Annotated in this window: 24 protein-coding genes; 11 read left to right on the top strand and 13 right to left on the bottom strand. The window is 55.8% G+C overall.

Annotated features, from left to right (window positions below):
• Position 1: 1 nt before the first annotated feature.
• Together envC and gpmM are read right to left on the bottom strand one after the other, a co-directional pair.
• Positions 2-1336: a murein hydrolase activator EnvC gene (gene envC / locus M2406_RS25530; RefSeq protein ID WP_012147493.1), complete on the bottom strand. Its 1335-nt coding sequence runs from the start codon at positions 1334-1336 to the stop codon at positions 2-4.
• Between the two features lie 9 nt (positions 1337-1345).
• Complete coding sequence (gpmM, locus tag M2406_RS25525) at positions 1346-2890, bottom strand: 2,3-bisphosphoglycerate-independent phosphoglycerate mutase (RefSeq protein ID WP_259191864.1); 1545 nt, start codon at positions 2888-2890, stop codon at positions 1346-1348.
• Positions 2891-3189: 299 nt separating this feature from the next.
• Here gpmM and M2406_RS25520 point away from each other — a divergent pair, with 299 nt between their 5' ends.
• The 5 genes from M2406_RS25520 to cysE all read left to right on the top strand — a co-directional run bounded on the left by M2406_RS25520 (position 3190) and on the right by cysE (position 6378).
• Complete coding sequence (locus M2406_RS25520; protein ID WP_012147491.1) at positions 3190-3624, top strand: rhodanese-like domain-containing protein; 435 nt, start codon at positions 3190-3192, stop codon at positions 3622-3624.
• Between the two features lie 28 nt (positions 3625-3652).
• The gene (gene grxC / locus M2406_RS25515) at positions 3653-3901 is read left to right on the top strand and encodes a glutaredoxin 3 (RefSeq protein WP_012147490.1); all 249 of its coding nucleotides are present in this window, start codon (positions 3653-3655) and stop codon (positions 3899-3901) included.
• Between the two features lie 59 nt (positions 3902-3960).
• Positions 3961-4431, top strand: coding sequence for a protein-export chaperone SecB (gene secB / locus M2406_RS25510; protein WP_012147489.1), 471 nt, complete (start codon positions 3961-3963; stop codon positions 4429-4431).
• Positions 4431-5450: an NAD(P)H-dependent glycerol-3-phosphate dehydrogenase gene (gene gpsA, locus M2406_RS25505; protein WP_012147488.1), complete on the top strand. Its 1020-nt coding sequence runs from the start codon at positions 4431-4433 to the stop codon at positions 5448-5450. Before secB ends, gpsA begins: the two co-directional genes overlap by 1 nt.
• Before the next feature lie 106 nt (positions 5451-5556).
• Positions 5557-6378 carry a serine O-acetyltransferase gene (gene cysE, locus M2406_RS25500; protein WP_012147487.1) on the top strand — a complete coding sequence of 274 codons (822 nt, stop codon included), beginning with the start codon at positions 5557-5559 and terminating at the stop codon, positions 6376-6378.
• A 63-nt stretch (positions 6379-6441) separates the two neighbouring features.
• Here cysE and M2406_RS25495 read toward each other — a convergent pair whose 3' ends face one another.
• The 4 genes from M2406_RS25495 to cpxR form a co-directional block, all read right to left on the bottom strand.
• Entirely contained in the window at positions 6442-7113 is a 672-nt protein-coding gene (locus M2406_RS25495; RefSeq protein WP_012147486.1) for a DUF3313 domain-containing protein, read from the bottom strand.
• A 151-nt stretch (positions 7114-7264) separates the two neighbouring features.
• On the bottom strand, positions 7265-7738 hold the full coding sequence (gene trmL / locus M2406_RS25490; protein ID WP_012147485.1) for a tRNA (uridine(34)/cytosine(34)/5-carboxymethylaminomethyluridine(34)-2'-O)-methyltransferase TrmL: 474 nt from the start codon (positions 7736-7738) through the stop codon (positions 7265-7267).
• A gap of 63 nt (positions 7739-7801) precedes the next feature.
• Entirely contained in the window at positions 7802-9175 is a 1374-nt protein-coding gene (gene cpxA / locus M2406_RS25485; RefSeq protein WP_012147484.1) for an envelope stress sensor histidine kinase CpxA, read from the bottom strand.
• On the bottom strand, positions 9172-9870 hold the full coding sequence (cpxR, locus tag M2406_RS25480) for an envelope stress response regulator transcription factor CpxR (protein WP_004953234.1): 699 nt from the start codon (positions 9868-9870) through the stop codon (positions 9172-9174). Before cpxR ends, cpxA begins: the two co-directional genes overlap by 4 nt.
• Positions 9871-10019: 149 nt before the next feature.
• Between cpxR and cpxP the strand changes: the two genes are divergently transcribed.
• From cpxP to M2406_RS25460, 4 genes are all read left to right on the top strand, one after another.
• Positions 10020-10514 (top strand): cell-envelope stress modulator CpxP, encoded by a 495-nt coding sequence (cpxP, locus tag M2406_RS25475; protein WP_017894426.1) that lies wholly within the window; start codon positions 10020-10022, stop codon positions 10512-10514.
• Between the two features lie 116 nt (positions 10515-10630).
• Positions 10631-11533: a CDF family cation-efflux transporter FieF gene (fieF, locus tag M2406_RS25470; protein WP_012147482.1), complete on the top strand. Its 903-nt coding sequence runs from the start codon at positions 10631-10633 to the stop codon at positions 11531-11533.
• Between the two features lie 231 nt (positions 11534-11764).
• Positions 11765-12727, top strand: coding sequence for a 6-phosphofructokinase (gene pfkA, locus M2406_RS25465; RefSeq protein ID WP_012147481.1), 963 nt, complete (start codon positions 11765-11767; stop codon positions 12725-12727).
• Between the two features lie 193 nt (positions 12728-12920).
• A complete protein-coding gene (locus M2406_RS25460) occupies positions 12921-13910 on the top strand; it encodes a sulfate ABC transporter substrate-binding protein (RefSeq protein WP_112363580.1) in 990 nt (329 codons plus the stop codon).
• Between the two features lie 66 nt (positions 13911-13976).
• Here the strand turns inward: M2406_RS25460 and tpiA are convergent, their stop codons facing one another.
• Together tpiA and M2406_RS25450 are read right to left on the bottom strand one after the other, a co-directional pair.
• A complete protein-coding gene (tpiA, locus tag M2406_RS25455; protein ID WP_012147479.1) occupies positions 13977-14744 on the bottom strand; it encodes a triose-phosphate isomerase in 768 nt (255 codons plus the stop codon).
• A 127-nt stretch (positions 14745-14871) separates the two neighbouring features.
• Positions 14872-15462, bottom strand: coding sequence for a DUF1454 family protein (locus M2406_RS25450; RefSeq protein WP_041419085.1), 591 nt, complete (start codon positions 15460-15462; stop codon positions 14872-14874).
• Positions 15463-15663: 201 nt separating this feature from the next.
• On the opposite strand from M2406_RS25450, the gene M2406_RS25445 reads away from it, so the two are divergent.
• Entirely contained in the window at positions 15664-16089 is a 426-nt protein-coding gene (locus M2406_RS25445) for a DUF805 domain-containing protein (protein WP_012147477.1), read from the top strand.
• Positions 16090-16098: 9 nt separating this feature from the next.
• Here the strand turns inward: M2406_RS25445 and fpr are convergent, their stop codons facing one another.
• Together fpr and M2406_RS25435 are read right to left on the bottom strand one after the other, a co-directional pair.
• Positions 16099-16845 (bottom strand): ferredoxin--NADP(+) reductase, encoded by a 747-nt coding sequence (fpr, locus tag M2406_RS25440; protein ID WP_012147476.1) that lies wholly within the window; start codon positions 16843-16845, stop codon positions 16099-16101.
• A gap of 3 nt (positions 16846-16848) precedes the next feature.
• Positions 16849-17472, bottom strand: a complete 624-nt coding sequence (locus M2406_RS25435; protein WP_012147475.1) for a metalloregulator ArsR/SmtB family transcription factor — start codon at positions 17470-17472, stop codon at positions 16849-16851.
• A 296-nt stretch (positions 17473-17768) separates the two neighbouring features.
• Between M2406_RS25435 and emrD the strand changes: the two genes are divergently transcribed.
• Entirely contained in the window at positions 17769-18953 is a 1185-nt protein-coding gene (emrD, locus tag M2406_RS25430) for a multidrug efflux MFS transporter EmrD (protein WP_017894419.1), read from the top strand.
• A 32-nt stretch (positions 18954-18985) separates the two neighbouring features.
• Here the strand turns inward: emrD and glpX are convergent, their stop codons facing one another.
• The 3 genes from glpX to M2406_RS25415 all read right to left on the bottom strand — a co-directional run bounded on the left by glpX (position 18986) and on the right by M2406_RS25415 (position 22523).
• Positions 18986-19996 (bottom strand): class II fructose-bisphosphatase, encoded by a 1011-nt coding sequence (glpX, locus tag M2406_RS25425; RefSeq protein ID WP_017894418.1) that lies wholly within the window; start codon positions 19994-19996, stop codon positions 18986-18988.
• Between the two features lie 129 nt (positions 19997-20125).
• Positions 20126-21634: a glycerol kinase GlpK gene (glpK, locus tag M2406_RS25420; RefSeq protein ID WP_017894417.1), complete on the bottom strand. Its 1509-nt coding sequence runs from the start codon at positions 21632-21634 to the stop codon at positions 20126-20128.
• A gap of 43 nt (positions 21635-21677) precedes the next feature.
• Positions 21678-22523: an MIP/aquaporin family protein gene (locus tag M2406_RS25415; protein ID WP_012147471.1), complete on the bottom strand. Its 846-nt coding sequence runs from the start codon at positions 22521-22523 to the stop codon at positions 21678-21680.
• Between the last annotated feature and the right edge of the window lie 298 nt (positions 22524-22821).

The following is a 22821-nucleotide window of genomic DNA, read 5'->3' as shown; positions in this document are numbered from 1 at the left end:
TCTATCTTCCCAACCACGGCAGTGGGTTAACGGCCTGACCCTGGCGACGAATTTCGAAATAGAGCGACGGCGTTCCCTGGCCTCCGCTGGTACCCACTAAGGCGATTGGTTGACCGGCACGCACCTGCGCCCCGACATTGACCAACGCGCTTTGGTTGTAGCCATACAGACTCATGTCACCCTTACCGTGCTCGATGACGACCACCAGGCCATAGCCCTGTAACCAGTCGGCCAGCAATACGCGGCCATCGGCAATGGCTTTCACTTCGCTGCCTTCTCTGGCCTCGATGACCATGCCTTTCCAGCGTAGCTCGCCCTGCAGCTGTTCGCCGAAACCGTGCAGTGTGCGGCCGCGCACCGGCCATATGGCCTGTCCGTTTGGTCGACCGAGGCCGCCGGTACGGGCCATCAGTGAACGGTCGGCTTCGCTTGGCTTATAGCTGGTGCCGGTTTTCTTCGCCTGCTGTTCTTTGACGCGAACCTGTTCGCGCACCTTGGCGGCTTCACGCGCTTCTCGTTCCGCACGGGCGCGGGCTTCTCGTTCGGCCCGGGCAATTTTGTCGCGCATGCGGGTTTCGTTCTGACGCAGTTCCACCAGACGTTGCTGATCTTTTTCCAGCGAGGCTTCCAGTGCGGTTAGCGTTTTCTTACGTGCTCCGCGTGCCTGCTCCAGCTTCTGTTGCTGCGTCTGTTGCTCGCCCAGCAGCGATTTCTGTTGGCCTTGCTTGGCGACCAGCGTGGTTTTTTGCTTGGCCAGTTCGGCGCGGGTTTGTTTCAGCTCTTCAATCGTTTGTTGGCGCGCTTCGTTCAGATAACCGAAGTAAGCCAAAATACGTTCGCTGCGTTGGCTCTCTTCACCACTAAGCACCAACTGGACGGCGCTGTGCTGGCCCTGCCTAAAGGCGGCATCGAGTTGCTTGGCAAGGATTTCCTGCTGGGTTGACTGCTGTTTTTGCAGCTTGGCGATTGAGGTGTTCAGGCCGGAGATATCTTTCCCCAGCTGGCTCAAAGTGCCCTGGGTATCACGCAGCAGGCGGCTGGCCTGCGCGATGGTTTTTTCTTGCTGCTTAAGCTGATCCTGCAGTGAGCTGCGCTGTTGCTGCTGCTGTTTAACCGCCTTTTCTTTCTCGGCGATGCTCTGCTGGATGTCTTTGAGTTGGGATTTGTTGTCTTCCGCCGCCTGGCTGGCTAACGGCAACAACAAGACGCCAGCGTAAAATACGCTGGCGCACATGGTGGTCAACTTCCTTGGCGCGGTGCGTTCAGGCAGCGGTTGGCTGCCTGCGTTTGCGCTTCGGGTTACCCTTGATAGTGCAAAAAACGCCTTTTCCCTCATGGAGAAGGATTATTCCACGATGAACAGCGGCTTACCAGTCATCTCTTGCGGGATTTCCATTCCCATCAGCGCCAGCATGGTTGGCGCGATGTCCGAAAGCTTGCCACCATTGACTGCGCTGGCAGGCTTGCCGATGTAAATCAGCGGTACCGGCAGGCTGGTGTGAGCGGTATGCGCCTGGCCGGTAGCCGGATCGCGCATTTGTTCGGCGTTGCCGTGATCGGCGGTGATCAGCAACTGCCCGTCGACGGCCTTAACTGCCTCAACCACCTGAGCAATGCAGTTATCCAGAGTTTCTACTGCCTTCACTGCCGCGTCGTAGACCCCGGTATGGCCCACCATGTCCCCATTCGGATAGTTGCAGATAATGGCGTCGTATTTACCACTGGCAATGGCGGCCAGCAGTTTGTCGGTCAGCTCGGCGGCGCTCATTTCCGGCTGCAGATCGTAGGTAGCGACCTTCGGTGAGTTGATCAGCACGCGATCTTCACCGGTGAAGGGTTCTTCAACACCGCCGTTAAAGAAGAAGGTGACGTGAGCGTATTTTTCGGTTTCCGAGATGCGTAGCTGGGTCTTGTCGTGTTTCATCAGCCACTCACCGAAGGTATTGCTCAGCGATGCAGGCGGATAGGCGCAAGGGGCTTTGATGTCGGCGGCATACTCGGTCAACATCACGAAATCACCAAAATTGATGATTTTGGCGCGAGGGAAACCGTCGAAATCGGCATTAACGAAAGAGCGGACGATCTGGCGTGCGCGATCGGCGCGGAAGTTCATGAAGATCAGTGCGTCGCCATCATGTAATTCGGCCTTGGCTTCACCGGCGGCTTGCAGCACGGTCGGCTTGACGAATTCGTCGTTTTCACCGCGCTCGTAAGCGGCCTGCAGAGCACCCACGGCGTTATCGGTGACGTAATCGCCCTTGGCCTGGGTCAGCAGTTCGTAGGCCAGTTGAACGCGGTCCCAACGGTTGTCGCGGTCCATGGCGTAATAACGGCCAATCAGCGACGCGATGCGCCCGGTGCCCAGTTTGGCAAAGGCATCGCTAAAGCGTTGCAGAGAGGCTTCTGCGCTGCGTGGCGGGGTATCGCGACCGTCCAGGAAAGCGTGCAGGTAAACGGCTTTGGCGCCGCGCTGCGAAGCCAGTTCAATCATCGCCAGAATATGGTCTTCGTGGCTGTGGACGCCGCCCGGTGACAGCAGGCCCATGATATGTACCGCTTTGCCGGCCTGTACGGCCTTATCGACCGCCGCCGTCAGCGTCGGGTTGGCGAAGAAATCGCCTTCTTTGATCTCTTTATCCAGTCGGGTCAGGTCCTGATAAACGATGCGCCCGGCACCCAGGTTGACGTGGCCGACTTCCGAGTTACCCATCTGACCGTCAGGCAGGCCGACATCCAGCCCGGACGCGGCGATCAGCTGGTGTGGCTGCTGTTGCCACAGACGGTCCATTACCGGCGTTTTGGCGTTCAGAATGGCGTTGTCCTGTTGCTCCTCGCGGTGGCCGTAACCGTCCAGGATCACCAGTACCATCGGCTTTTTGTTACTCGACATTGCGTTAACCTCGTTATGAACTTTTAAGTTGTGAATAGTCATCAACCCCTGGCCGGGCGGATGACTATTCACTCTCAAAACCGCCCGATTTTACAACGCGACCGCTTAAAAAGAGCCCAGAGAGATCAAAGTTGCGGTGAACAAGGGCGGCTTTTATGCTGTGGCATCGTGAATTTCTCAGCGTAGCCCGCAGTTTCTGCAATAGCGCTTGCTTATTGGCTGTATTTGCTGCACTCGGCAGGTATACTCTGGAACCTTGAGTTATTTTTTCCCTTAACTAACGGGAGTTGTTACACCCCATGCTGCAAGAAATTATGCAATTCGTTAGCAAGCATCCCATACTGAGCCTGGCCTGGATCGCCCTGCTGGTTGCGGTGATCGTCATGACGTTCAAGAGCAGTTTCTCCAAGGTGAAAGAGATCACCCGTGGTGAAGCCACCCGCCTGATTAATAAAGAAGATGCCGTTGTGGTTGATACCCGCAGCCGTGATGATTTCCGCCGAGGCCACCTGGCCAACGCCATCAACCTGACCGCCAGCGAAATCAAAAGCGGCAGTCTGGGCGAGCTGGAAAAACACAAGGCTCAGCCGATCATCGTGGTTTGTGCCAACGGCACCACCTCCCGCGAGCCGGCAGAGAACCTGAGCAAGGCCGGTTTTGAAAACGTAGTTACGCTGAAAGACGGTATTGCCGGCTGGAGCGGGGAAAACCTGCCGTTAGTGCGCGGTAAGTAATTCTTTAACGTATTTGAGGTGGTAATCCATGGCTAACATTGATATCTACACCAAAGCGACCTGTCCGTTCTGTCATCGCGCCAAAGCGTTGCTGAACAGCAAGGGAGCCGCGTTTAACGAAATCGCCATTGATGGTGATAATGAAAAACGCGAAGCGATGATTGCGCGCAGTGGGCGCACCACCGTGCCTCAGATTTTCATCGACGGCCAACATATTGGCGGCTGTGATGATTTATATGAACTCGATGCTCGTGGTGGTCTGGATCCGCTGCTTTAAGCGGATGACTGCCGGTTACTGAGTATCAATAAGGACGTTTAACCAAGGGTATTACACACATGTCAGAACAAAACAGCACAGAGATGGCTTTCCAGATCCAGCGTATTTACACCAAGGATATTTCCTTCGAAGCGCCAAAGGCTCCGCAGGTTTTCCAGCAGGAATGGCAGCCAGAAGTTAAACTGGATCTAGATACCGCTTCCAGCCAGTTGGCTGATGAAGTGTATGAAGTTGTACTGCGCGTAACCGTGACGGCCTCTCTGGGCGAAGAAACTGCGTTCCTGTGTGAAGTGCAGCAGGCGGGTATCTTCTCCGTAGCGGGCATCGACGGTACTCAGTTGGCGCATTGCCTGGGTGCATACTGCCCGAACATTCTGTTCCCGTATGCGCGTGAGTGCATCACCAGCCTGGTTTCTCGCGGTACATTCCCGCAGCTGAACCTGGCACCGGTTAACTTTGACGCGCTGTTCATGAACTATCTGCAGCAGCAGTCAGAAGGCGAAGGTGCCGCACCACATCAGGATGCCTGATGAACACCGTCAATGCTTCAATGACTGTAATCGGTGCCGGCTCGTACGGCACCGCATTAGCTATTACGCTGGCGCGTAACGGCCACTCCGTGGTGCTGTGGGGCCATAACCCCGAGCAAATTCAAAAGATGCAGCGCGATCGCTGCAATCAGGCATTTCTTCCCGATGTCGCTTTCCCCGATACGCTGTTGCTCGAAGCCGATCTGGCGCGCGCGCTGGCTGCCAGCCGCGATGTACTGGTAGTGGTGCCAAGCCACGTGTTCGGTGACGTACTGCGCCAGTTGAAACCGCATCTGCGTCCGGATGCCCGCATTGTGTGGGCCACCAAAGGGCTGGAAGCGGAAACCGGCAGGCTGTTGCAGGACGTGGCGCGCGAAGCGCTGGGCGAGGCTATTCCGCTGGCGGTGGTCTCAGGACCGACGTTTGCCAAAGAGCTGGCCGCTGGGCTGCCGACCGCGATTGCGCTGGCTTCTACCGACGCGCAGTTCGCCGAAGATTTGCAGCAGTTGCTGCACTGCGGCAAAAGTTTCCGCGTGTACAGCAACCCCGATTTTATCGGCGTTCAACTGGGCGGGGCGGTGAAGAACGTGATTGCCATCGGTGCCGGGATGTCAGACGGTATCGGTTTTGGCGCCAATGCGCGTACGGCACTGATTACCCGTGGCCTGACGGAAATGACCCGTCTTGGCTCTGCGTTGGGGGCTGACCCATCGACCTTTATGGGCATGGCCGGGTTGGGCGATCTGGTGTTAACCTGCACCGATAATCAATCGCGCAACCGCCGTTTCGGTATTATGCTGGGACAGGGTAAAGGCGTGCAGGAAGCGCAGGACAGCATCGGTCAGGTGGTCGAAGGTTATCGCAATACCAAAGAGGTATTAGCACTGGCGCAACGCTACGGCGTGGAAATGCCGATTACCGAACAGATTTATCAGGTGTTGTATTGCCATAAAAATGCCCGGGAAGCTGCGCTGAGCCTGCTGGGGCGTACCAGAAAAGACGAAAAGCACAGCGCATAACCTATAAAACTGATATGCGGGGCGGCATGCTGACCCGGCAATTGAATTGGGCTGCCTGACTGCGATGCGGTGAGGCAGCCTGTTTTGCAAGGCGGAGAGGAACCTGATGTCGTCAGAAGAGTTAGAGCAGGTCTGGAATAGCATCAAATCAGAGGCGAGAGAGCTGGCTGAGTGTGAACCGATGCTGGCTAGCTTTTATCATGCGACGTTGCTCAAGCACGACAACCTGGGTGGTGCGCTCAGCTATATTCTGGCAAACAAGTTGGCCAACCCGATTATGCCCGCTATTGCGGTGCGTGAAGTGGTGGAAGACGCTTACCTGGCCGATCAGCAAATGATCGTTTCGGCGGCTCGCGACATCCTGGCGGTGCGCTTGCGTGACCCGGCAGTAGACAAGTACTCGACGCCGCTGTTGTACCTGAAAGGCTTCCACGCGCTGCAGGCATACCGTATCGGCCACTGGCTGTGGTTGCAGGGGCGACAGGCGCTGGCGATTTATCTGCAAAACCAGATTTCGGTCGCTTTTGGCGTGGATATCCATCCGGCTGCGACCATTGGCTGCGGCATCATGCTCGACCACGCTACCGGCATTGTGATCGGTGAAACCGCGGTGGTAGAAAATAATGTCTCTATTCTGCAATCGGTCACCCTTGGTGGTACCGGAAAGACCAGCGGCGATCGCCACCCGAAGATCCGCGAAGGCGTAATGATTGGCGCCGGGGCTAAAATTCTCGGCAATATCGAAGTGGGTAAAGGCGCGAAAATCGGTGCCGGTTCGGTGGTGCTGCAATCGGTGCCCCCGCATACTACGGCTGCCGGTGTGCCGGCGCGCATTGTCGGTCGACCGGAAAGCGATACGCCATCGATGGATATGGATCAGTACTTCAACGGTACCAACCACGGTTTTGAGTACGGCGACGGCATTTAAGCCGGTGGGTTCAAGAATAAATTCAGGGGAGCTTCGGCTCCCCTGATGCTTTCTGACGCGGGATTAACCCTGTTTCGGGAAGTTGGTGATGTCGGTGACGACGTCGTCGATCGCCGCTTTCACATCCTCTGCAGTGACCGGCGTGCTGTCGTTGCTAACGGTTTTGCCGTAGGTTTTACGCACGACTTCCAGCACTGTTTTACCGGTGTCCTGATCGATCAACTCACCTTCAATATAAAGCGTGGTGTTTTGAGTTCTGTGGCCACTGGCAGCCATGGTGCCGGCAACCACCGCGGCAACTGGAACGACCTCATAGAATTTCATGTCTTCATCTTCAGCGGAGACGGCGGTAATGGCGAGTTTGGCCACCAGAACGCGCGAACCGGCCGGACTTTTCAGGATGGTAAAGCGATCCTGAAGCGCAGCTTTTATCCGCTGGGTGGAATAGGCCTTGATTTTATTCAGCGTGTCCTGGCTCACACGTGTGGTCGGTTTTTCCGCTGGGAAATAGACGACCGGCTGGAAATACAGGCCGCGGTAGTTGGATTCTTTGTAGCTTGGGTCGATCCAACGCAGCGTTTTATGGCCGCTTGGCGACGTCGTTTCTTGCAATTTGCTGTAGTCAGACAGGAACCCCGAGTACTGCTTTGTAGTGGTCACTTTGGACGAACAACCCGCTAGCAACAAACTCACTGCCAATGCCGCCATGGCAACGCTCAAGCGTTGTTTTTTCATACGATTTCCTATGATGAGTGCCGATAACCCTTACAAAAGATAGCTCATTATCTTCTGCCATAGCGAATGTTTTGGCGCTGTGCGTGCCATGTTACGGGGCGGCCTATCAGGATCGTGATGTGCAGCTTGTTTTTACCTGCAAAGCGCGTAGTCAGGATTTGATCAGCGCACCCGCATAGTCCAGTTGCCGCCAGGCTTCATACACCACCACGGCCACGGCGTTGGACAGGTTCATGCTACGGCTTTGTGCCTGCATCGGAATGCGGATTTTCTGTTGTGCCGGCAAGGCTTCGAGGATTTCAGCAGGCAGCCCGCGGGTTTCCGGCCCAAACAGCAAATAGTCGCCGGCCTGATAGCTGACCGCGCTGTGCGCGGGGGTGCCTTTGGTGGTCAGGGCAAACAGCCGCTGCGGATTTTCGCTGGCGATAAAAGCGGCGTAGTCGGCGTGACGTCGGATGCTGGCGAATTCATGATAGTCCAGCCCGGCGCGGCGCAGGCGTTTGTCGTCCCACGGGAAGCCCATTGGTTCTATCAGGTGCAGTTGAAAACCGGTATTGGCACACAGGCGGATGATATTGCCGGTATTGGGTGGAATTTCGGGTTCGAATAAAACAATGTTCAACATGTAAAAAGCCCCTCATGACGAGGGGCGCAGAATAGCAAAATCTTACCGGCCTGTCTTAGGCGATCAGCGCTGATGCAACGGTAACCACAGGACTAACCGCAGGCCACCGAGCGGACTGTCTTCCGCTTTTACCCAGCCGCGATGCTGGTTGACCGCCGCCTCTACGATCGCCAGGCCCAAGCCGGTGCCGCCGGAGGCGCGATCGCGTGCTTCGTCGGTGCGATAAAACGGTCGGAAAATTTGCTCGCGATCTTCCGTACTGACGCCTGGGCCATCATCGTCGACCACAATGGTAATGCCCTGGTTGTCCGCGCTAAACGCCACGGCGATCCTGGTGTTCGAATAGCGCAGTGCGTTACGCACAATGTTTTCCAGTGCGCTGTCCAACGCGCCGGCGTTGCCGAACAGCGTCCATGGACCGGGAGGGGCGGTGACTTCCAAATGCTTGCCCATTTGCTCGGCTTCAAAGCCGGCGTCATCGAGTACATTGGCCCAGAGTTCATTGGCCAGCAGCCGCTCACGGACCAACTCGCTTTTCTGCTGTCCTCGTGACAGCACCAACAGATCGTTGATCATCGAGTCCAGACGCTGCGCCTCGGTTTCGATGCGCTCCAGCTCACGCCCTTCGCCGTGGCGACGACGCATTAACGCGGTAGCCAGCTGCAGACGGGTTAGCGGGGTGCGCAGCTCATGCGAGATGTCGGAGATCAGCCGTTGCTGAGCGGTCATCATGCGTTCCAGCGAACTGACCATTTGGTTGAAACTGGCGCCGGTCGCCAGAAACTCTTGCGGCCCGGCTTCCAGCTCCGGATGCTGTTTCAGGTTGCCACGGGCGACGTCATCGGCCGCGTTTTTCAGCTTGCGTGCCGGTTTCGCCAGGCTCCAGGCCAGCCATAGCAGCAATGGGGCGCTGATCAACATGGTGACGATCAGCAGCAGCAGCGGCCGGTCGAACATCAGGTTGATGAAGTCGGATTGTGGGCTGTTGGCCGGACGAATTAAGTACAACTGGTAGTTGTCTTCACCATCGCGTACGGAGAAGGGGCCGACCAGTTCGACGCGGCCGTATTTTTTCTTCTTCGGGTGGTCGGAATTATCAGATTGGCCGATAAAATTACGCACCAACTGCATTTCGTTGCGTTGCATGTTGCCAATCACCCGGCCTTCGCTGGTGACCAGGATCAGGCGCTGCCCTGGCGGGGCCCATTTTTCAATGGCGCGGAATAAACGCCGCCACCACATCAGGTCGTTGGCCGGATCGTTTTGCAACTCGGCCTCGACATGTTGTTCCAGCATCAGCCCCTGCCGCTGCTCGCTGTCGAGCAGCGAGGTCATTTGGCGGGAGTCGAGCTTGGGCACCATCAACACCAGCATCAGCACCAGGGCCAATGTGAACCAAAAAATGGCGAAGATACGTGCCGTCAAACTGTTGATCATGTTGCAGATACCATTAAGTAACCCCGTCCACGCAAGGTTTTGAACCACGGGTGGCCGTCTTTGCGGTTCGGCAGTTTACGTCGTAAGTTAGAGATGTGCATATCGATGGCGCGATCAAACGGCGTCAGACGTTTGCCCAGCACTTCCTGGCTCAGCAGTTCACGAGAGACTACCTGGCCGAGATGCTGTGCCAGCAGGTACAACAGGGTAAATTCGGTGCCGGTAAGATCCAGCGTTTGGCCGTCGAAACTGGCTTCCTGGCGGCCCGGATTGAGCTGCAAACCGTCAACGTCCAGCGTGGGTGCGCCGGTATCGACATTTTGCTGCTGCTCGCTCCAGTTGGAGCGGCGCAGAATCGCACGAATACGTGCAACCAGTTCGCGATCGTTAAAAGGTTTTGGCAAGTAGTCATCGGCACCCAGTTCCAGACCCAGTACCCGGTCCAGTTCGCTGCCGCGAGCGGTCAGCATAATGACCGGCGTCTGGTGGTGCTGACGCAGCTCTTTTAACGTATCGATACCGTTTTTCTTCGGCATCATGATATCGAGCAACAGCAGATCAATGGAGCTGTCCAGAAGCGACAACGCCTGTTCACCATCGTAGGCCACGACGATAGTAAAACCTTCCATTTCAAGAAGTTCTTTTAACAGCGAGGTCAGCTCGCGGTCGTCGTCAACTAACAGAATTTTGTTCATTGTATTTTTTCCTCCTGACGCAAAATACGTCATCAACTGTTGGCATTCCATGACTTTACGTAGTTTTACATGCACTGACGCATGTTTGCAGGTGCAGCAGTACACTGCTCCTCGTTGATTCGCAAAGTGAGAAAGCACGAGGAGTTAAAATGCGTAAGGTGACCGCATTAGTTATGGCATCAATGCTGGCAATAGGTTCTACCGCTGCGTTTGCTGCTGACACTAAATCGGAAACTGTACCGACTCCCGGCAACGACGCGATGACCCGAGCACCAGGTCAGCACCACATGTTTGACGGTGTCAGCCTGTCTGAACAGCAGCGTCAGCAAATGCGCGATTTAATGCGCCAGGCGCGCCACGATCTGCCTGGTGTCAATGTAGCTGAAATGGAAGCCATGCATAAGCTGGTGACCGCAGACAAATTTGATGAAGCCGCCGTGTATGCCCAGGCGGAACAGATGGCTCAGCAACAGGTTAAGCGCCAGGTCGAAATGGCCAGAGTACGCAATCAAATGTATAACCTGCTGACGCCACAGCAAAAAAGTGTTTTAGACCAGAAACATCAGCAGCGAATGCAGCAGATGGAGCAACAAATTTCTGGTTTGCAGCAAACTTCTGCCCAGAAGTTAAGTATGACTGAGTAGTCCCTGTTTTTCCTTGCCATAGACACCATCCCTGTCTTCCCCCGCCATGATGGCGGGGTTTTTTTTGTCCATCATTCCGCTATATTGGCCCTCTCAACGTTTAACCTGGATGGGTTATGGAACCGCAATATGCGCGTTTGGTGAAATCTGCCGCGTTAGCTGCCACTGCGTTGGCCTCGATACTGCTACTGATCAAAATTGTCGCCTGGTACCACACCGGTTCGGTGAGCCTGCTGGCCGCTTTGGTAGATTCCCTGGTGGATATCGCCGCGTCGCTGACCAACTTGCTGGTGGTGCGTTATTCGCTGCAGCCGGCCGACGAGGAACACACCTTCGGGCATGGTAAGGCCGAGTCGTTGGCCGCGCTGGCGCAGAGCATGTTTATTTCCGGCTCGGCACTGTTTCTGTTCCTGACCGGCTTCCAGCATCTGTACTCTCCGGAAACGCTGCGCGATCCCGGTGTTGGTATTGCCGTGACGGTGGTGGCGTTGTTCAGCACCTTGCTACTGGTCACCTATCAGCGTTGGGTAGTAAGGAAAACCCGTAGTCAGGCCGTACGAGCAGATATGCTGCATTATCAGTCAGATGTCATGATGAATGGTGCTATTCTTATAGCGCTTGCGCTAAGCTGGTACGGTTTTCAACGGGCGGATGCGCTGTTTGCATTGGCCATTGGCGTCTACATTCTTTATAGCGCGCTGCGGATGGGCCATGAGGCGGTGCAATCGCTGCTGGACAGGGCATTGCCGGACGATGAGCGTCAGGCAATTATTGATGTGATTTCTTCCTGGCCAGGGGTGAAAGGTGCGCACGATCTACGGACCCGCCAGTCCGGTCCGACGCGTTTTATCCAGTTGCATCTGGAAATGGACGATGCGCTGCCGCTGATGCAGGCGCATCTTCTGGCCGAGCAGGTGGAACAGGCACTGTTGCATCGTTTCCCCGGAGCGGATGTCCTCATTCACCAGGATCCCTGTTCCGTGGTGCCAGAGGGCCGACAGGGGCGTTGGGAGCTATAATCAATACAGGGCCTGTAAGATTGGTGCAACGGGTGAATGGCGGAGTTAGCTCAGCGTGCCATGATGGTTTTTTACCGCAATATTGCGTGACTTGAATCAATTCAGCTGGGTGTTTTTGTTATAATATCCAGCAATAAGCCGTAAAGCTGATTTTCTACAGCCGGAGAGGTTCCAGGACAATCGGCGAATACAGAATTCTTAAGAAATTGCATCTACAGTTCAGAGGTAGTCATGATCAAGAAAATCGGTGTACTGACAAGTGGCGGTGATTCGCCGGGTATGAACGCTGCGATCCGTGGCGTTGTGCGTGCTGCACTTTCAGAAGGTCTGGAAGTTTTTGGTATTTACGATGGCTACCTTGGCTTGTACGAAGATCGCATGGAAAAATTGGACCGCTACAGCGTGTCCGATATGATCAATCGCGGCGGCACCTTCCTTGGTTCAGCCCGTTTCCCGGAGTTCAGAGACGACAGCGTACGTGCCAAGGCGATTGAAAATCTGCAAAACCGCGGCATTGATGCGCTGGTGGTGATTGGCGGTGACGGTTCCTATATGGGGGCTAAACGCCTGACGGAAGAAGGTTTCCCTTGTATTGGCTTGCCGGGCACTATCGATAACGACGTGGCCGGTACCGACTACACCATCGGTTTCTTCACCGCGCTTGAAACCGTGGTGGAAGCGATTGACCGCTTGCGCGATACCTCATCTTCACATCAGCGTATTTCTATCGTTGAAGTGATGGGGCGTTATTGCGGCGATCTGACGCTGGCGGCGGCGATTGCCGGCGGTTGCGAGTTCATCGTGTTGCCTGAAATTGAGTTCAACCGCGAAGATCTGGTTTGTGAAATCAAAGCCGGCATCGACAAGGGTAAAAAACACGCGATTGTGGCGATCACCGAGCATATCTGCGATATCGATGAGCTGGCACGCCATATCGAGCAAGAAACCAAGCGTGAAACCCGCGCTACCGTGTTGGGGCATATTCAGCGCGGTGGTTCACCGGTAGCCTACGACCGTATTCTGGCTTCCCGCATGGGTGCTTACGCCATCGAGCTGTTGTTGCAGGGCTACGGCGGCCGCTGTGTCGGTATCCAAAACGAGAAGATGGTGCACCACGACATCATCGATGCGATCGAAAATATGAAGCGTCCATTCAAGGGCGACTGGCTGGAAACGGCGAAAAAACTGTACTGATCCCGTTTTAATTCAGTCAACAGAAGCCTCCGCATGCGGAGGCTTTTTTTATGCCTGCTGCGGTTATATTCCAGAATCGTCTAGCCCAACATTTTTTATTCTTTAATTGATAGCCGAGTTTCTGGCAGGCTCTGATGCTAAATCAACCGATTGAGGTTGCGATTATTTTTCCTGGGGGAGCGAGTCGATGCGTATGCGTAAATGGGGTGTAGGTCTGACAATAATGCTGCTGGCGTCCGGCGCCATGGCGAAAGATATCCAATTGCTGAACGTTTCATACGACCCGACGCGTGAGTTCTATCAGGAATATAACACCGCATTCGGTAAATACTGGCAGCAGCAGACCGGCGATAAAGTTACGGTGCGTCAGTCGCATGGCGGCTCCGGCAAGCAGGCGACTTCGGTGATTAATGGCATTGAGGCCGACGTGGTGACACTGGCGCTGGCCTATGACGTGGACGCTATCGCCGAGCGCGGGCGTATTGATAAAGAGTGGATCAAACGTCTGCCGGACAACTCGGCACCTTATACCTCGACCATTGTGTTCCTGGTGCGCAAAGGTAATCCAAAGCAAATTCACGATTGGGCGGATTTGATCAAACCGGGCGTCTCGGTAATCACCCCGAACCCGAAAACCTCTGGTGGTGCGCGTTGGAACTATCTGGCGGCCTGGGGTTATGCACTGCATCAGAACAACAACGATCAGGCCAAGGCGCAAGAATTCGTTAAAAACCTGTATAAGAACGTCGAAGTGCTGGATTCCGGTGCGCGCGGTTCGACCAATACCTTTGTTGAACGCGGTATCGGTGATGTGCTGATCGCCTGGGAGAACGAAGCGCTGCTGGCGGAAAAAGAGCTGGGCAAGGACAAGTTTGAGATTATCACCCCAAGCGAATCGATTCTGGCCGAGCCGACCGTGTCGGTGGTGGATAAAGTGGTTGATAAGCGCGGTACCCGTGATGTGGCTACGGCTTACCTGAAGTATCTGTATACGCCGGAAGGGCAGACCATCGCGGCGAAAAACTATTACCGTCCACGCGATGCGGCGGTAGCGGCCAAGTTTGCCGACCAGTTCCCGAAACTGAAACTGTTTACCGTGGATGATACTTTCGGCGGCTGGACCCAGGCGCAGAAGGTGCACTTTGCCACTGGCGGCGTGTTTGACGAAATCAGCAAACGTTGATGCTCAATGGGCCCCAATAAAAAACCCCGGCAAGCCGGGGTTTTGTTATTTATAAGCCGGGTGAAATCAGGCTTTTTTAGCAGCAGCAGCGGCTTTGACGATCACGGCGAAAGCATCGGCTTTCAGTGATGCGCCGCCAACCAGCGCGCCGTCGATGTCCGGCTGAGTGAACAGCTCGGCAGCATTTTTGTCGTTCACGGAGCCGCCGTACTGGATGATCACTTCTGCAGCCACGGCTGCGTCCTGCTTGGCGATGTGATCGCGGATAAATTTGTGTACTGCCTGTGCCTGCGCAGGAGTGGCAGACTTGCCGGTACCGATAGCCCAAATTGGCTCATAAGCGATAACCGCGCCTTTAAAGGCTTCTGCACCCTGGGTTTTCAGTACGGCGTCGATCTGACGTGCGCAAACTTCTTCGGTTTTACCCGCTTCGTTTTCAGCGTCAGTTTCACCGATGCACAGCACTGGGATCAAACCCGCAGTTTTCAGCACGGCAAATTTCTCGGCGATCGCAGCGTCAGTTTCTTTGTGGTAAGTACGACGCTCGGAGTGGCCGATGATGATGTATTGCGCACCAATATCTTTAAGCATGTCGGCGGAAACTTCACCGGTGAATGCGCCGGACAGGTTCACGTCTACGTTTTGGGCACCCAGAGCGATGCGGCTGCCGGCCAGCGCGTGCTTGGCCTGGTCCAGGTACATGACCGGTGGTGCGATAGCGACGCCACAACCGTCAACACTGCTCAGTTCATTGCGCAGTGCGGCGATCAGTTCGTTAACCATGTGAGTGCTGCCGTTAAGCTTCCAGTTACCCATAACTAATGGATGACGCATGTTTTTTCCTCCAACAAGGGAACGCGAGAGTCGAAATAACCACTGCCGGACCGGCAGTTTACCTGCCCAACAGTATAGAGATGATTAAGCGCGAAGGCTTTGCTTTTCGTCATTAAATGACCGGCTGTTACGGCTCGGATAGCGTCAGCTTAACCGGTTCAACAGCGAAAGTTACCCCTTTATCGCCGTTGTCCGCGACCACATAACGGATCGCACCGACCTGCTGTTGGTAAAAGCGTGAACCTTTGCCTTTCTCCAGCAGGTTGGCCACTTTGCTCAGGCTTTTTTCCACCGTCAGCGCCGGTTCAAACTGGCGCATCAGTGCGGCCATATAGTTGATGGCAATGGTGCGGGCCGCCTTTTCTTCGCTGCTTTGCTGCAGTGGCAGATGGGTAATTTGCAGCGTTTTGATTTTGCCGGTGCCCTTTTCCAGCGCAGTGGAGGCGTAGAGATTTTCGTTCAGCTTGCTGGCGGCACGCGTCAGCAGTGGCGTATCGTCCTCTGCGGTTGCGATGGCGCGAAATTCGCCAATCGGCAGTGTCGGGTTGTCGCGGTTATATTTTTCGCGGAATTTGACCACCGTCAGATCAAAGGTCGGTGCCCCGGCCAGCAGATACGGCGCGGTGGGCGATGCACTGACGGCGGCATCCGGCGGATCGGCCCAGGCGCTGCTGATACTCAGCAACAGGCAGGCGATGGCGATGGTTTTTCTCAGCATGGTATAACACGGCATCAAGAACAAAGATGGCTCCGATTAAAGCGATAACCCAGGGGGATTGTCAAAGATCCCGCGCCATTATCGCTTGCTGACAGGAAAGCTGTGCGTTACTCCGCGTAATGCAGGGCAGAAATCTTCGCCCGGCAGCGCCTATGTTACACTGCACGGCAGAATATGGGCAGGCTAACAACGCAGGATTCAATGACAATACAACAGTGGTGCTTTTCGTTTAAGGGCCGAATTGGGCGGCGTGACTTTTGGATTTGGATGGTGCTGTGGCTGGTGCTGATGGTTGTGGCTTTTTCTCTCGCCAGTCGTGAACTGGTGGATATCCAGACCATCGCATTCTTTATCGTGGGCTTGCTGTGGCCGACGGCGGCGGTGTTGGTGAAACGGCTGCATGACCGCAATAAAGCCGGCTGGTGGGCGTTATTGCTGATCCTGGCGTGGTTGCTGGCGGCGGGCAACTGGCAGATGCTGGCACCGCTCTGGCAATGGGGCGTCGGGCGTTTTATCCCGACGCTGATCATTGTGATGATGATGATCGATTTGGGCGCCTTTGTCGGCACGCCTGACGATAACCGTTTTGGCCCACCGGCCGAGCCGGTGAAGTTCAGCGCACAATGAGGCCGTACGCTACCAGTATTGCTCGCTGGTGATATGGCCAGGCTTGCGGCGCAGGTGCTTGCGCATTTGCCGCTGATCCTTCAGCGTTTGCTGGGTATCCCGCACCATTTGCGGGTTACCGCACAGCATCACATGGTCGGTTTCCGCGTCGAGGGGTAATCCCACCGCCGCTTCCAGCCGGCCATCCTCGATCAGCGCCGGTACGCGGCCGGTCAGCGAGCCGGTGACTTCTTCGCGGCTGACAATAGTCTGAATGCGCAGTTTGCCGTTGTAACGCTGCTGTAATTGCTGCATCAGCGGCAGGTAGCTGAGATCGCGCGCAAAGCGGGCGGCATGCACCAGCACCAGATTTTTGAAGCGTTCCAGGTCTTTGCCTTCCTGCAGCATCGACAGGTAAGGGCCGATGGCGGTGCCTGTCGCCAACATCCACAGGGTGTCGCATTCAGGCACTTCCTCCAGCACGAAAAATCCGGCGGCCTCTTTGGTCACCATCACTTCGGAACCCGGTCGCAGTTGATTGAGGCGTGGGCTAAGTTTGCCTTCCGGCACGGTGACCAGGTAAAACTCCAGGTTCGGATCGCTGGGGGCGTTGACGTAGGAATAGGCGCGCTGCACGCGTTCGCCGTCAATTTCCAACGCCAGTTTGGCAAATTGCCCGGCGATAAAGGGAGCAATGGGGGCATGGACGGTGATGCTGAACAGCCCGTCGGTCCATTGCGTGACTTGTGTAACCTTGCCATTAACCCAGTCAGCCATACTCTAAAGCTCCAATGGTCGAATCAAATAAGCGCAATGTCGTGAGCCGGAAATAGCATGCGCAGTACGCTCGATGCGATAACCCTGGCCAAACAGACGGTTAAACAGTTGCAGCTCCGAGTTGCACAGGCTGCTGCAGGCGGTGGCCGCCACGCCGATTGGGCAGTGGTTTTCCACCAGTAGCATGCCCTGCGGGTGCTCTAACAGTTCGGCCATGTAGCCATCATGCTGCCGCAGGCGCACCAATCGGGCGAGTTTGGCCTGATGGCAGTCTTCCTCAGACAGTTCTTCAGCATAGCGCTGATAAAGCTTGTCTTCGCGCGCGCTGAGCAACTGCTCCACCCCTTCCGCCCCAAACAACTGATGGGCGGATCCCAACAGCTCTGTCGCCAGCCGATCGTGGCCATTGGCAAACTGGGCGTGGCCCTGCTGGGTCAGCGACCAGTAGCGTGTGGGGCGACCTACCTTGGTACGCGCTTCCTCGTAACCCACCAGCTCACGTTTTTCCAGAGATTGCAGATGCTGACGGATACCCATGGGGGTGATGTCCAGACGCTCAGCCAGCATTTTGGCAGAGTGCGGCCCCAAGGTTTTTAACTGCAATAAAATCAGCTCTGTTGTCTTCATAAACCCAATCCCTATGGCGTTATTTTATTTCAAGATGATGAAAATAATTATCGATTAAATGCTAAAGCCAAACTATTGAAAGTTTGCCATTTTTAACCCATAAGCAGTAGACGTACAGTTTAATTTACGAGGCTGGTTGGCTTTGCTGCCACTGTGACGGAGATCAATATTTGCCGGAAACTCGCTAAAAAAATTAAATTTGTTAGCTTATGCCGCCATAGAGGGCTGCTCGCCGTTCTGGCTGAATTAGGGGCCATACCGGGACGCTGTGACGAGTTAATACGTTAACGAAGATAATGAGAAAAATAGAAAACTTTCACCTGTTGGTGATGCTTACCCTGTTAGTGGCCGTCGGTCAGATGGCACAAACCATTTATGTCCCCGTGATTGCTGATATTGCCAAGGATCTGTCGGTGCGCTCCGGTGCCGTGCAGCGCGTGATGGCGGCTTATCTGATGACCTATGGTTTCTCGCAGTTGATTTACGGCCCGCTGTCGGACCGTATTGGCCGTCGGCCGGTGATCCTGGCCGGGATGATGATTTTTATGATGGGTGCGCTTGGCGCGCTGCTGTCCACCAACCTGACGATGCTGGTTGCCGCCAGTGCCATTCAGGGGATGGGGACCGGCGTGGCGGGGGTGATGGCGCGAACCATGCCGCGTGACCTGTATGCCGGTACTTCGCTGCGCTATGCCAACAGCCTGCTCAACATGGGCATTCTGGTCAGTCCGCTGTTGGCACCGATCATCGGTGGGGCATTGGCGATGATATTTGGCTGGCGCGCCTGTTATGCCTTCCTGTTGGTGTTGTGTGCCGGTGTAGCCTTCGCCATGTTCCGCTGGCTGCCGGAAACCCGACCGCAGCAGACCGAAAAGCGGCGCATGCTGGCGAGCTTCCGCAAGCTGCTGACGGACAGTACTTTCAGCTGTTATCTGGTGATGCTGATCGGTGCTCTGGCGGGGATCGCGGTCTTTGAAGCCAGCTGCGGCGTGCTGATGGGCGGCGTATTGGGCCTTAGCGGACTGACCGTCAGTATCCTGTTTATTCTGCCAATCCCGGCGGCGTTCTTTGGTGCCTGGTATGCCGGTCGTGACGGCAAAAGCTTCCACAGTCTGGTGTGGCATTCGGTGATCAGTTGCCTGTTGGCGGGCCTGATGATGTGGATCCCCGGGTGGTTTGGCGTGATGAATATCTGGACGCTGATTGTGCCGGCTGCGCTGTTCTTCTTCGGTGCCGGGATGCTATTCCCGCTGGCCACTACCGGGGCGATGGAGCCGTTTCCTTATCTGGCCGGTGCGGCTGGCGCATTGGTTGGGGGCATGCAGAACATGGGCTCCGGCCTGGCGACCTGGCTTTCCGCCATGCTGCCGCAGACCGGGCAGTTCAGCCTCGGCCTGCTGATGTTTGCCATGGCGTTACTGATTTTGCTGTGCTGGTGGCCGTTATCGCACCGGATGCAGCATCAGGGACATACCGTATAAAACTGACAGGGCGCCGAAGGCGCCCTGATTATTTACAGCAGGAACTCGTGCAGCGCCGGGTCTTTACGATCCAGATAGTGGGTTGAGCGGATACGGCGGATAGTGCGTGATTTGCCGCGGATCAGCAGGGTTTCCGTGGTGGCCATATTGCCCTGGCGGCTAATGCCTTCCAACAAATCGCCCTTGGTGATGCCGGTAGCGGAGAAAATCACGTTGTCGTTACGCGCCATATCATCCAGCAGCAATACCTTGCCGGCTTCAATTCCCATCTCTTTGCAACGCGCCAGTTCTTCCTCGCCGATGCGGCGATTCTCGGCGCTGTCGCCCTTCACCTGGTGGCGCGGCAGCAGGCGTGCCTGCATATCACCGTCCAGAGCACGGATCACCGCGGCGGAAATGACCCCTTCAGGCGCGCCGCCGATGCCGTACATCACGTCGACTTCACTGTCGGGCATACAGGTCAGGATCGAGGCCGCCACATCGCCGTCGGGGATAGCGAAGACTCGTACCCCGAGTTGCTGCATCTGGGCAATAACGCCGTCGTGACGCGGCTTGGCCAGAATGACCACCGTCAATTGGCTCAGCGGTTTGCCCAGACAGACCGCGACCTTGTTCAGGTTCTCGGCCAGCGGCAGGTTAAGATCGATCGCGCCGCGCGCTGCCGGGCCCACCACCAGTTTTTCCATATACATGTCAGGGGCGTGCAGGAAGGTGCCGCGATCGCCCACCGCCAGTACAGCCAACGCATTGGGCTGGCCCATGGCGGTCATGCGGGTGCCTTCGATCGGGTCGACGGCGATATCCACCGCGTCGCCCTGGCCGCTGCCGACCTGCTCGCCGATATACAGCATTGGCGCTTCATCAATTTCGCCTTCGCCGATCACTATGCGGCCATCGATATCCACTTTATTAAGCATAATGCGCATTGCGTTGACCGCAGCACCATCGGCGGCGTTCTTATCGCCGCGTCCCAACCATTTGTAGCCCGCCAGCGCGGCAGCTTCGGTAACACGGGAAAATTCGATGGCTAATTCACGTTTCATGGCAAAACCTGTCTGTGAGAAAGGGAGAAAATATCGACAAAGTTTATCACAGCGGGCGATGGTGGGGCGGGGCAAAAAAACGCGCCACCCGGAGGCAGCGCGTGATGAGGTCAACAAAGCAAAACAGCGTTAGTCGTGCTCTTCCCATGCTTGCGCGCGGGCAACCGCTTTTTTCCAGCCGCTGTAACGGAAGTTACGCTCGGTGGTTTCAATGCTTGGACGGAACTCACGCTCGATGACCGCCTTGCTCTTCACTTCATCCAGGTCATTCCAGTAGCCGATAGCCAGGCCTGCCAGGAATGCGGCACCGAGTGCAGTCGACTCACGCACTTCAGGACGCTCTACACGGGTCCCGAGGATGTCAGACTGGAACTGCATCAGGAAGTTGTTGGCGACCGCACCACCGTCCACACGCAGCGATTGCAGGCGGGTGTTGGAGTCGGCCTGCATCGCATCCAGCACGTCGCGCGTCTGGTAGGCAATGGATTCCAGCGTGGCACGGATGATGTGGTTACTGTTTGCGCCACGAGTCAGGCCGAAGATCGCGCCACGGGCATACGGGTCCCAGTAAGGCGCGCCCAGACCGGTAAAGGCAGGCACCACATATACCCCGTTGCTGTCTTTCACCTTGGTGGCGAAGTATTCGGAGTCGGCCGCATCGCTGATCAGTTTCAGCTCATCGCGCAGCCACTGAATAGAAGCGCCGCCGATGAAGACTGCGCCTTCCAGCGCATAGTTCACTTCGCCGCGTGGGCCGCAGGCGATAGTGGTCAGCAGGCCGTGGCTGGAACGTACCGCTTCTTTGCCGGTGTTCATCAACAGGAAGCAGCCGGTACCGTAGGTGTTTTTCGCCATGCCCGGTTGAACGCACAGTTGGCCGTACAGTGCCGCCTGCTGGTCACCGGCAATACCGGCGATAGGAATACGCGTACCGCCTTTACCACCGATGTTGGTCTGGCCGTACACTTCAGAGGATGGACGGACTTTCGGCAGCATCGCGCGCGGGATATCCAGCGCTTCCAGCATGCGCTCATCCCAGTCCAGTTCATGGATATTGAACATCATGGTGCGCGAGGCGTTGGTGTAATCGGTCACATGCACCCGCCCCTGGGTCATTTTCCACACCAGCCAGGTGTCGACGGTGCCGAACAACAGCTCGCCGCGCTTGGCGCGTTCACGGGCACCTTCAACGTGATCGAGGATCCATTTTACCTTGGTGCCGGAGAAGTACGGGTCAACCACCAGGCCGGTGTTGTGACGGATGTACTCTTCCATGCCATCGCGTTTGAGTTTTTCACAGATATCGGCGGTGCGGCGGCATTGCCAGACGATGGCGTTATAGATTGGTTTGCCGGTGTCTTTTTCCCAGACGATGGTGGTTTCGCGCTGGTTGGTGATGCCGATGCCGGCGATCTGATCGGAATTGATGTCGGCTTTCGCCAGCACTTCCACCAGCGTGGAGCTCTGTGATGACCAAATCTCCATTGGATCATGCTCAACCCAGCCGGCTTTCGGGTAAATCTGCGTGAATTCACGCTGCGACACCGCAACAATATTGGCATCGTGGTCTAGCACTACGGCACGTGAACTGGTAGTTCCCTGGTCGAGAGCGACAATGTATTTTTTTTCTACAGTCATGATTTTAGTCCTGCTGTTGTTAACCGTTTTAAAACTGTGCCAATCACGCTTTACGCTGCTGAGCCTTGGCGGCGGGTTTTTCTTCTTCTACGCAAACGTCACACGGCAGATTGCGGCCAATGAGCATGCGGTAGCCGAAGGCACCCAGGCAGGCACCGATGATTGGGCCAAAGATTGGCACCAGGAAGTACGGGATATCACGCGCACCGGTGAAGGCCACTTTGCCCCAGCCGGCCAGATAAGCGAACATTTTCGGACCGAAGTCACGGGCCGGGTTCAGCGCAAAGCCGGTCAATGGTCCCATAGAGGCGCCGATCACGGCAATCAGAATACCGATTAACAGCGGTGCCAGCGGGCCACGTGGAATGCCGTTGCCGTCGTCGGTCAGCGCCAGGATCAGGCACATCAGGATCGCGGTAATCACCGTTTCAACCAGGAAAGCCTGACCCACGGAGATGTGTGCATTAGGGTAGGTGGAGAAGATGCCGGCCAGGGCCAGGCTTTCGTCGCTGCCACGTACCATATGGTTGGCCGCTTCAAAATCGAAGAACAGGTTGTAATACAGCCCGTAGACCAGCGCTGCGGCGCAGAAGGCTCCGGCGATCTGCGCGACGATGTAAGGCAATACTTTGCGTCCGTCAAAGCAGGCGAACAGCCACAGTGCGATGGTGACTGCCGGGTTGAGATGCGCACCAGAGATGGCAGCGGTCAGATAGATGGCCATGGCAACGCCCAGGCCCCAAATGATACTGATTTCCCACTGGCCGAAGCTGGCGCCAGCCAGTTTCAACGCGGCAACGCAGCCTACGCCAAAAAATATCAACAGGCCGGTGCCGAGAAACTCGGCGATACATTGGCCTTTTAGGGTCGGACTGGTGGTTTGGCTCATAATGTTGTTGTCCTGCAAAACGGCGGTTATGGGTTTATAGGCTCTGGGTGTGTATCGATCTGGCCTATGGGTACAGTTTTTTTCATCTCGTCCAATTATTAATTGAGGACGTGATGTAAATTTATCGTTAACGAACATAAACGAGAAATAGCGAAATCAAAATGTGTGTGCTTCGTCATAAAATTGAGCGAATTCGCGTCGTTTTGTGTTCTTTCTGCTCCATGAAACTGTGATCTGACCAGTGATTTGGCCACCGTTCGTTAACAAAGCGATTTACGCGCGGTGAGTATTTTCAGTT

It is taken from the genome of Serratia sp. BIGb0163 (assembly GCF_024809935.1).
GTDB lineage: Bacteria > Pseudomonadota > Gammaproteobacteria > Enterobacterales > Enterobacteriaceae > Serratia > Serratia quinivorans.
This window is presented reverse-complemented; position numbering and strand designations above follow the sequence as displayed.

Excerpts from the sequence above, each read along its gene's own strand:
- envC (WP_012147493.1), bottom strand. The coding sequence starts at position 1,336 with ATGAGGGAAAAGGCGTTTTTTGCACTATCAAGGGTAACCCGAAGCGCA.
- gpmM (WP_259191864.1), bottom strand. The coding sequence starts at position 2,890 with ATGTCGAGTAACAAAAAGCCGATGGTACTGGTGATCCTGGACGGTTAC.
- M2406_RS25520 (WP_012147491.1), top strand. The coding sequence starts at position 3,190 with ATGCTGCAAGAAATTATGCAATTCGTTAGCAAGCATCCCATACTGAGC.
- grxC (WP_012147490.1), top strand. The coding sequence starts at position 3,653 with ATGGCTAACATTGATATCTACACCAAAGCGACCTGTCCGTTCTGTCAT.
- secB (WP_012147489.1), top strand. The coding sequence starts at position 3,961 with ATGTCAGAACAAAACAGCACAGAGATGGCTTTCCAGATCCAGCGTATT.
- gpsA (WP_012147488.1), top strand. The coding sequence starts at position 4,431 with ATGAACACCGTCAATGCTTCAATGACTGTAATCGGTGCCGGCTCGTAC.
- cysE (WP_012147487.1), top strand. The coding sequence starts at position 5,557 with ATGTCGTCAGAAGAGTTAGAGCAGGTCTGGAATAGCATCAAATCAGAG.
- M2406_RS25495 (WP_012147486.1), bottom strand. The coding sequence starts at position 7,113 with ATGAAAAAACAACGCTTGAGCGTTGCCATGGCGGCATTGGCAGTGAGT.
- trmL (WP_012147485.1), bottom strand. The coding sequence starts at position 7,738 with ATGTTGAACATTGTTTTATTCGAACCCGAAATTCCACCCAATACCGGC.
- cpxA (WP_012147484.1), bottom strand. The coding sequence starts at position 9,175 with ATGATCAACAGTTTGACGGCACGTATCTTCGCCATTTTTTGGTTCACA.
- cpxR (WP_004953234.1), bottom strand. The coding sequence starts at position 9,870 with ATGAACAAAATTCTGTTAGTTGACGACGACCGCGAGCTGACCTCGCTG.
- cpxP (WP_017894426.1), top strand. The coding sequence starts at position 10,020 with ATGCGTAAGGTGACCGCATTAGTTATGGCATCAATGCTGGCAATAGGT.
- fieF (WP_012147482.1), top strand. The coding sequence starts at position 10,631 with ATGGAACCGCAATATGCGCGTTTGGTGAAATCTGCCGCGTTAGCTGCC.
- pfkA (WP_012147481.1), top strand. The coding sequence starts at position 11,765 with ATGATCAAGAAAATCGGTGTACTGACAAGTGGCGGTGATTCGCCGGGT.
- M2406_RS25460 (WP_112363580.1), top strand. The coding sequence starts at position 12,921 with ATGCGTAAATGGGGTGTAGGTCTGACAATAATGCTGCTGGCGTCCGGC.
- tpiA (WP_012147479.1), bottom strand. The coding sequence starts at position 14,744 with ATGCGTCATCCATTAGTTATGGGTAACTGGAAGCTTAACGGCAGCACT.
- M2406_RS25450 (WP_041419085.1), bottom strand. The coding sequence starts at position 15,462 with ATGCTGAGAAAAACCATCGCCATCGCCTGCCTGTTGCTGAGTATCAGC.
- M2406_RS25445 (WP_012147477.1), top strand. The coding sequence starts at position 15,664 with ATGACAATACAACAGTGGTGCTTTTCGTTTAAGGGCCGAATTGGGCGG.
- fpr (WP_012147476.1), bottom strand. The coding sequence starts at position 16,845 with ATGGCTGACTGGGTTAATGGCAAGGTTACACAAGTCACGCAATGGACC.
- M2406_RS25435 (WP_012147475.1), bottom strand. The coding sequence starts at position 17,472 with ATGAAGACAACAGAGCTGATTTTATTGCAGTTAAAAACCTTGGGGCCG.
- emrD (WP_017894419.1), top strand. The coding sequence starts at position 17,769 with ATGAGAAAAATAGAAAACTTTCACCTGTTGGTGATGCTTACCCTGTTA.
- glpX (WP_017894418.1), bottom strand. The coding sequence starts at position 19,996 with ATGAAACGTGAATTAGCCATCGAATTTTCCCGTGTTACCGAAGCTGCC.
- glpK (WP_017894417.1), bottom strand. The coding sequence starts at position 21,634 with ATGACTGTAGAAAAAAAATACATTGTCGCTCTCGACCAGGGAACTACC.
- M2406_RS25415 (WP_012147471.1), bottom strand. The coding sequence starts at position 22,523 with ATGAGCCAAACCACCAGTCCGACCCTAAAAGGCCAATGTATCGCCGAG.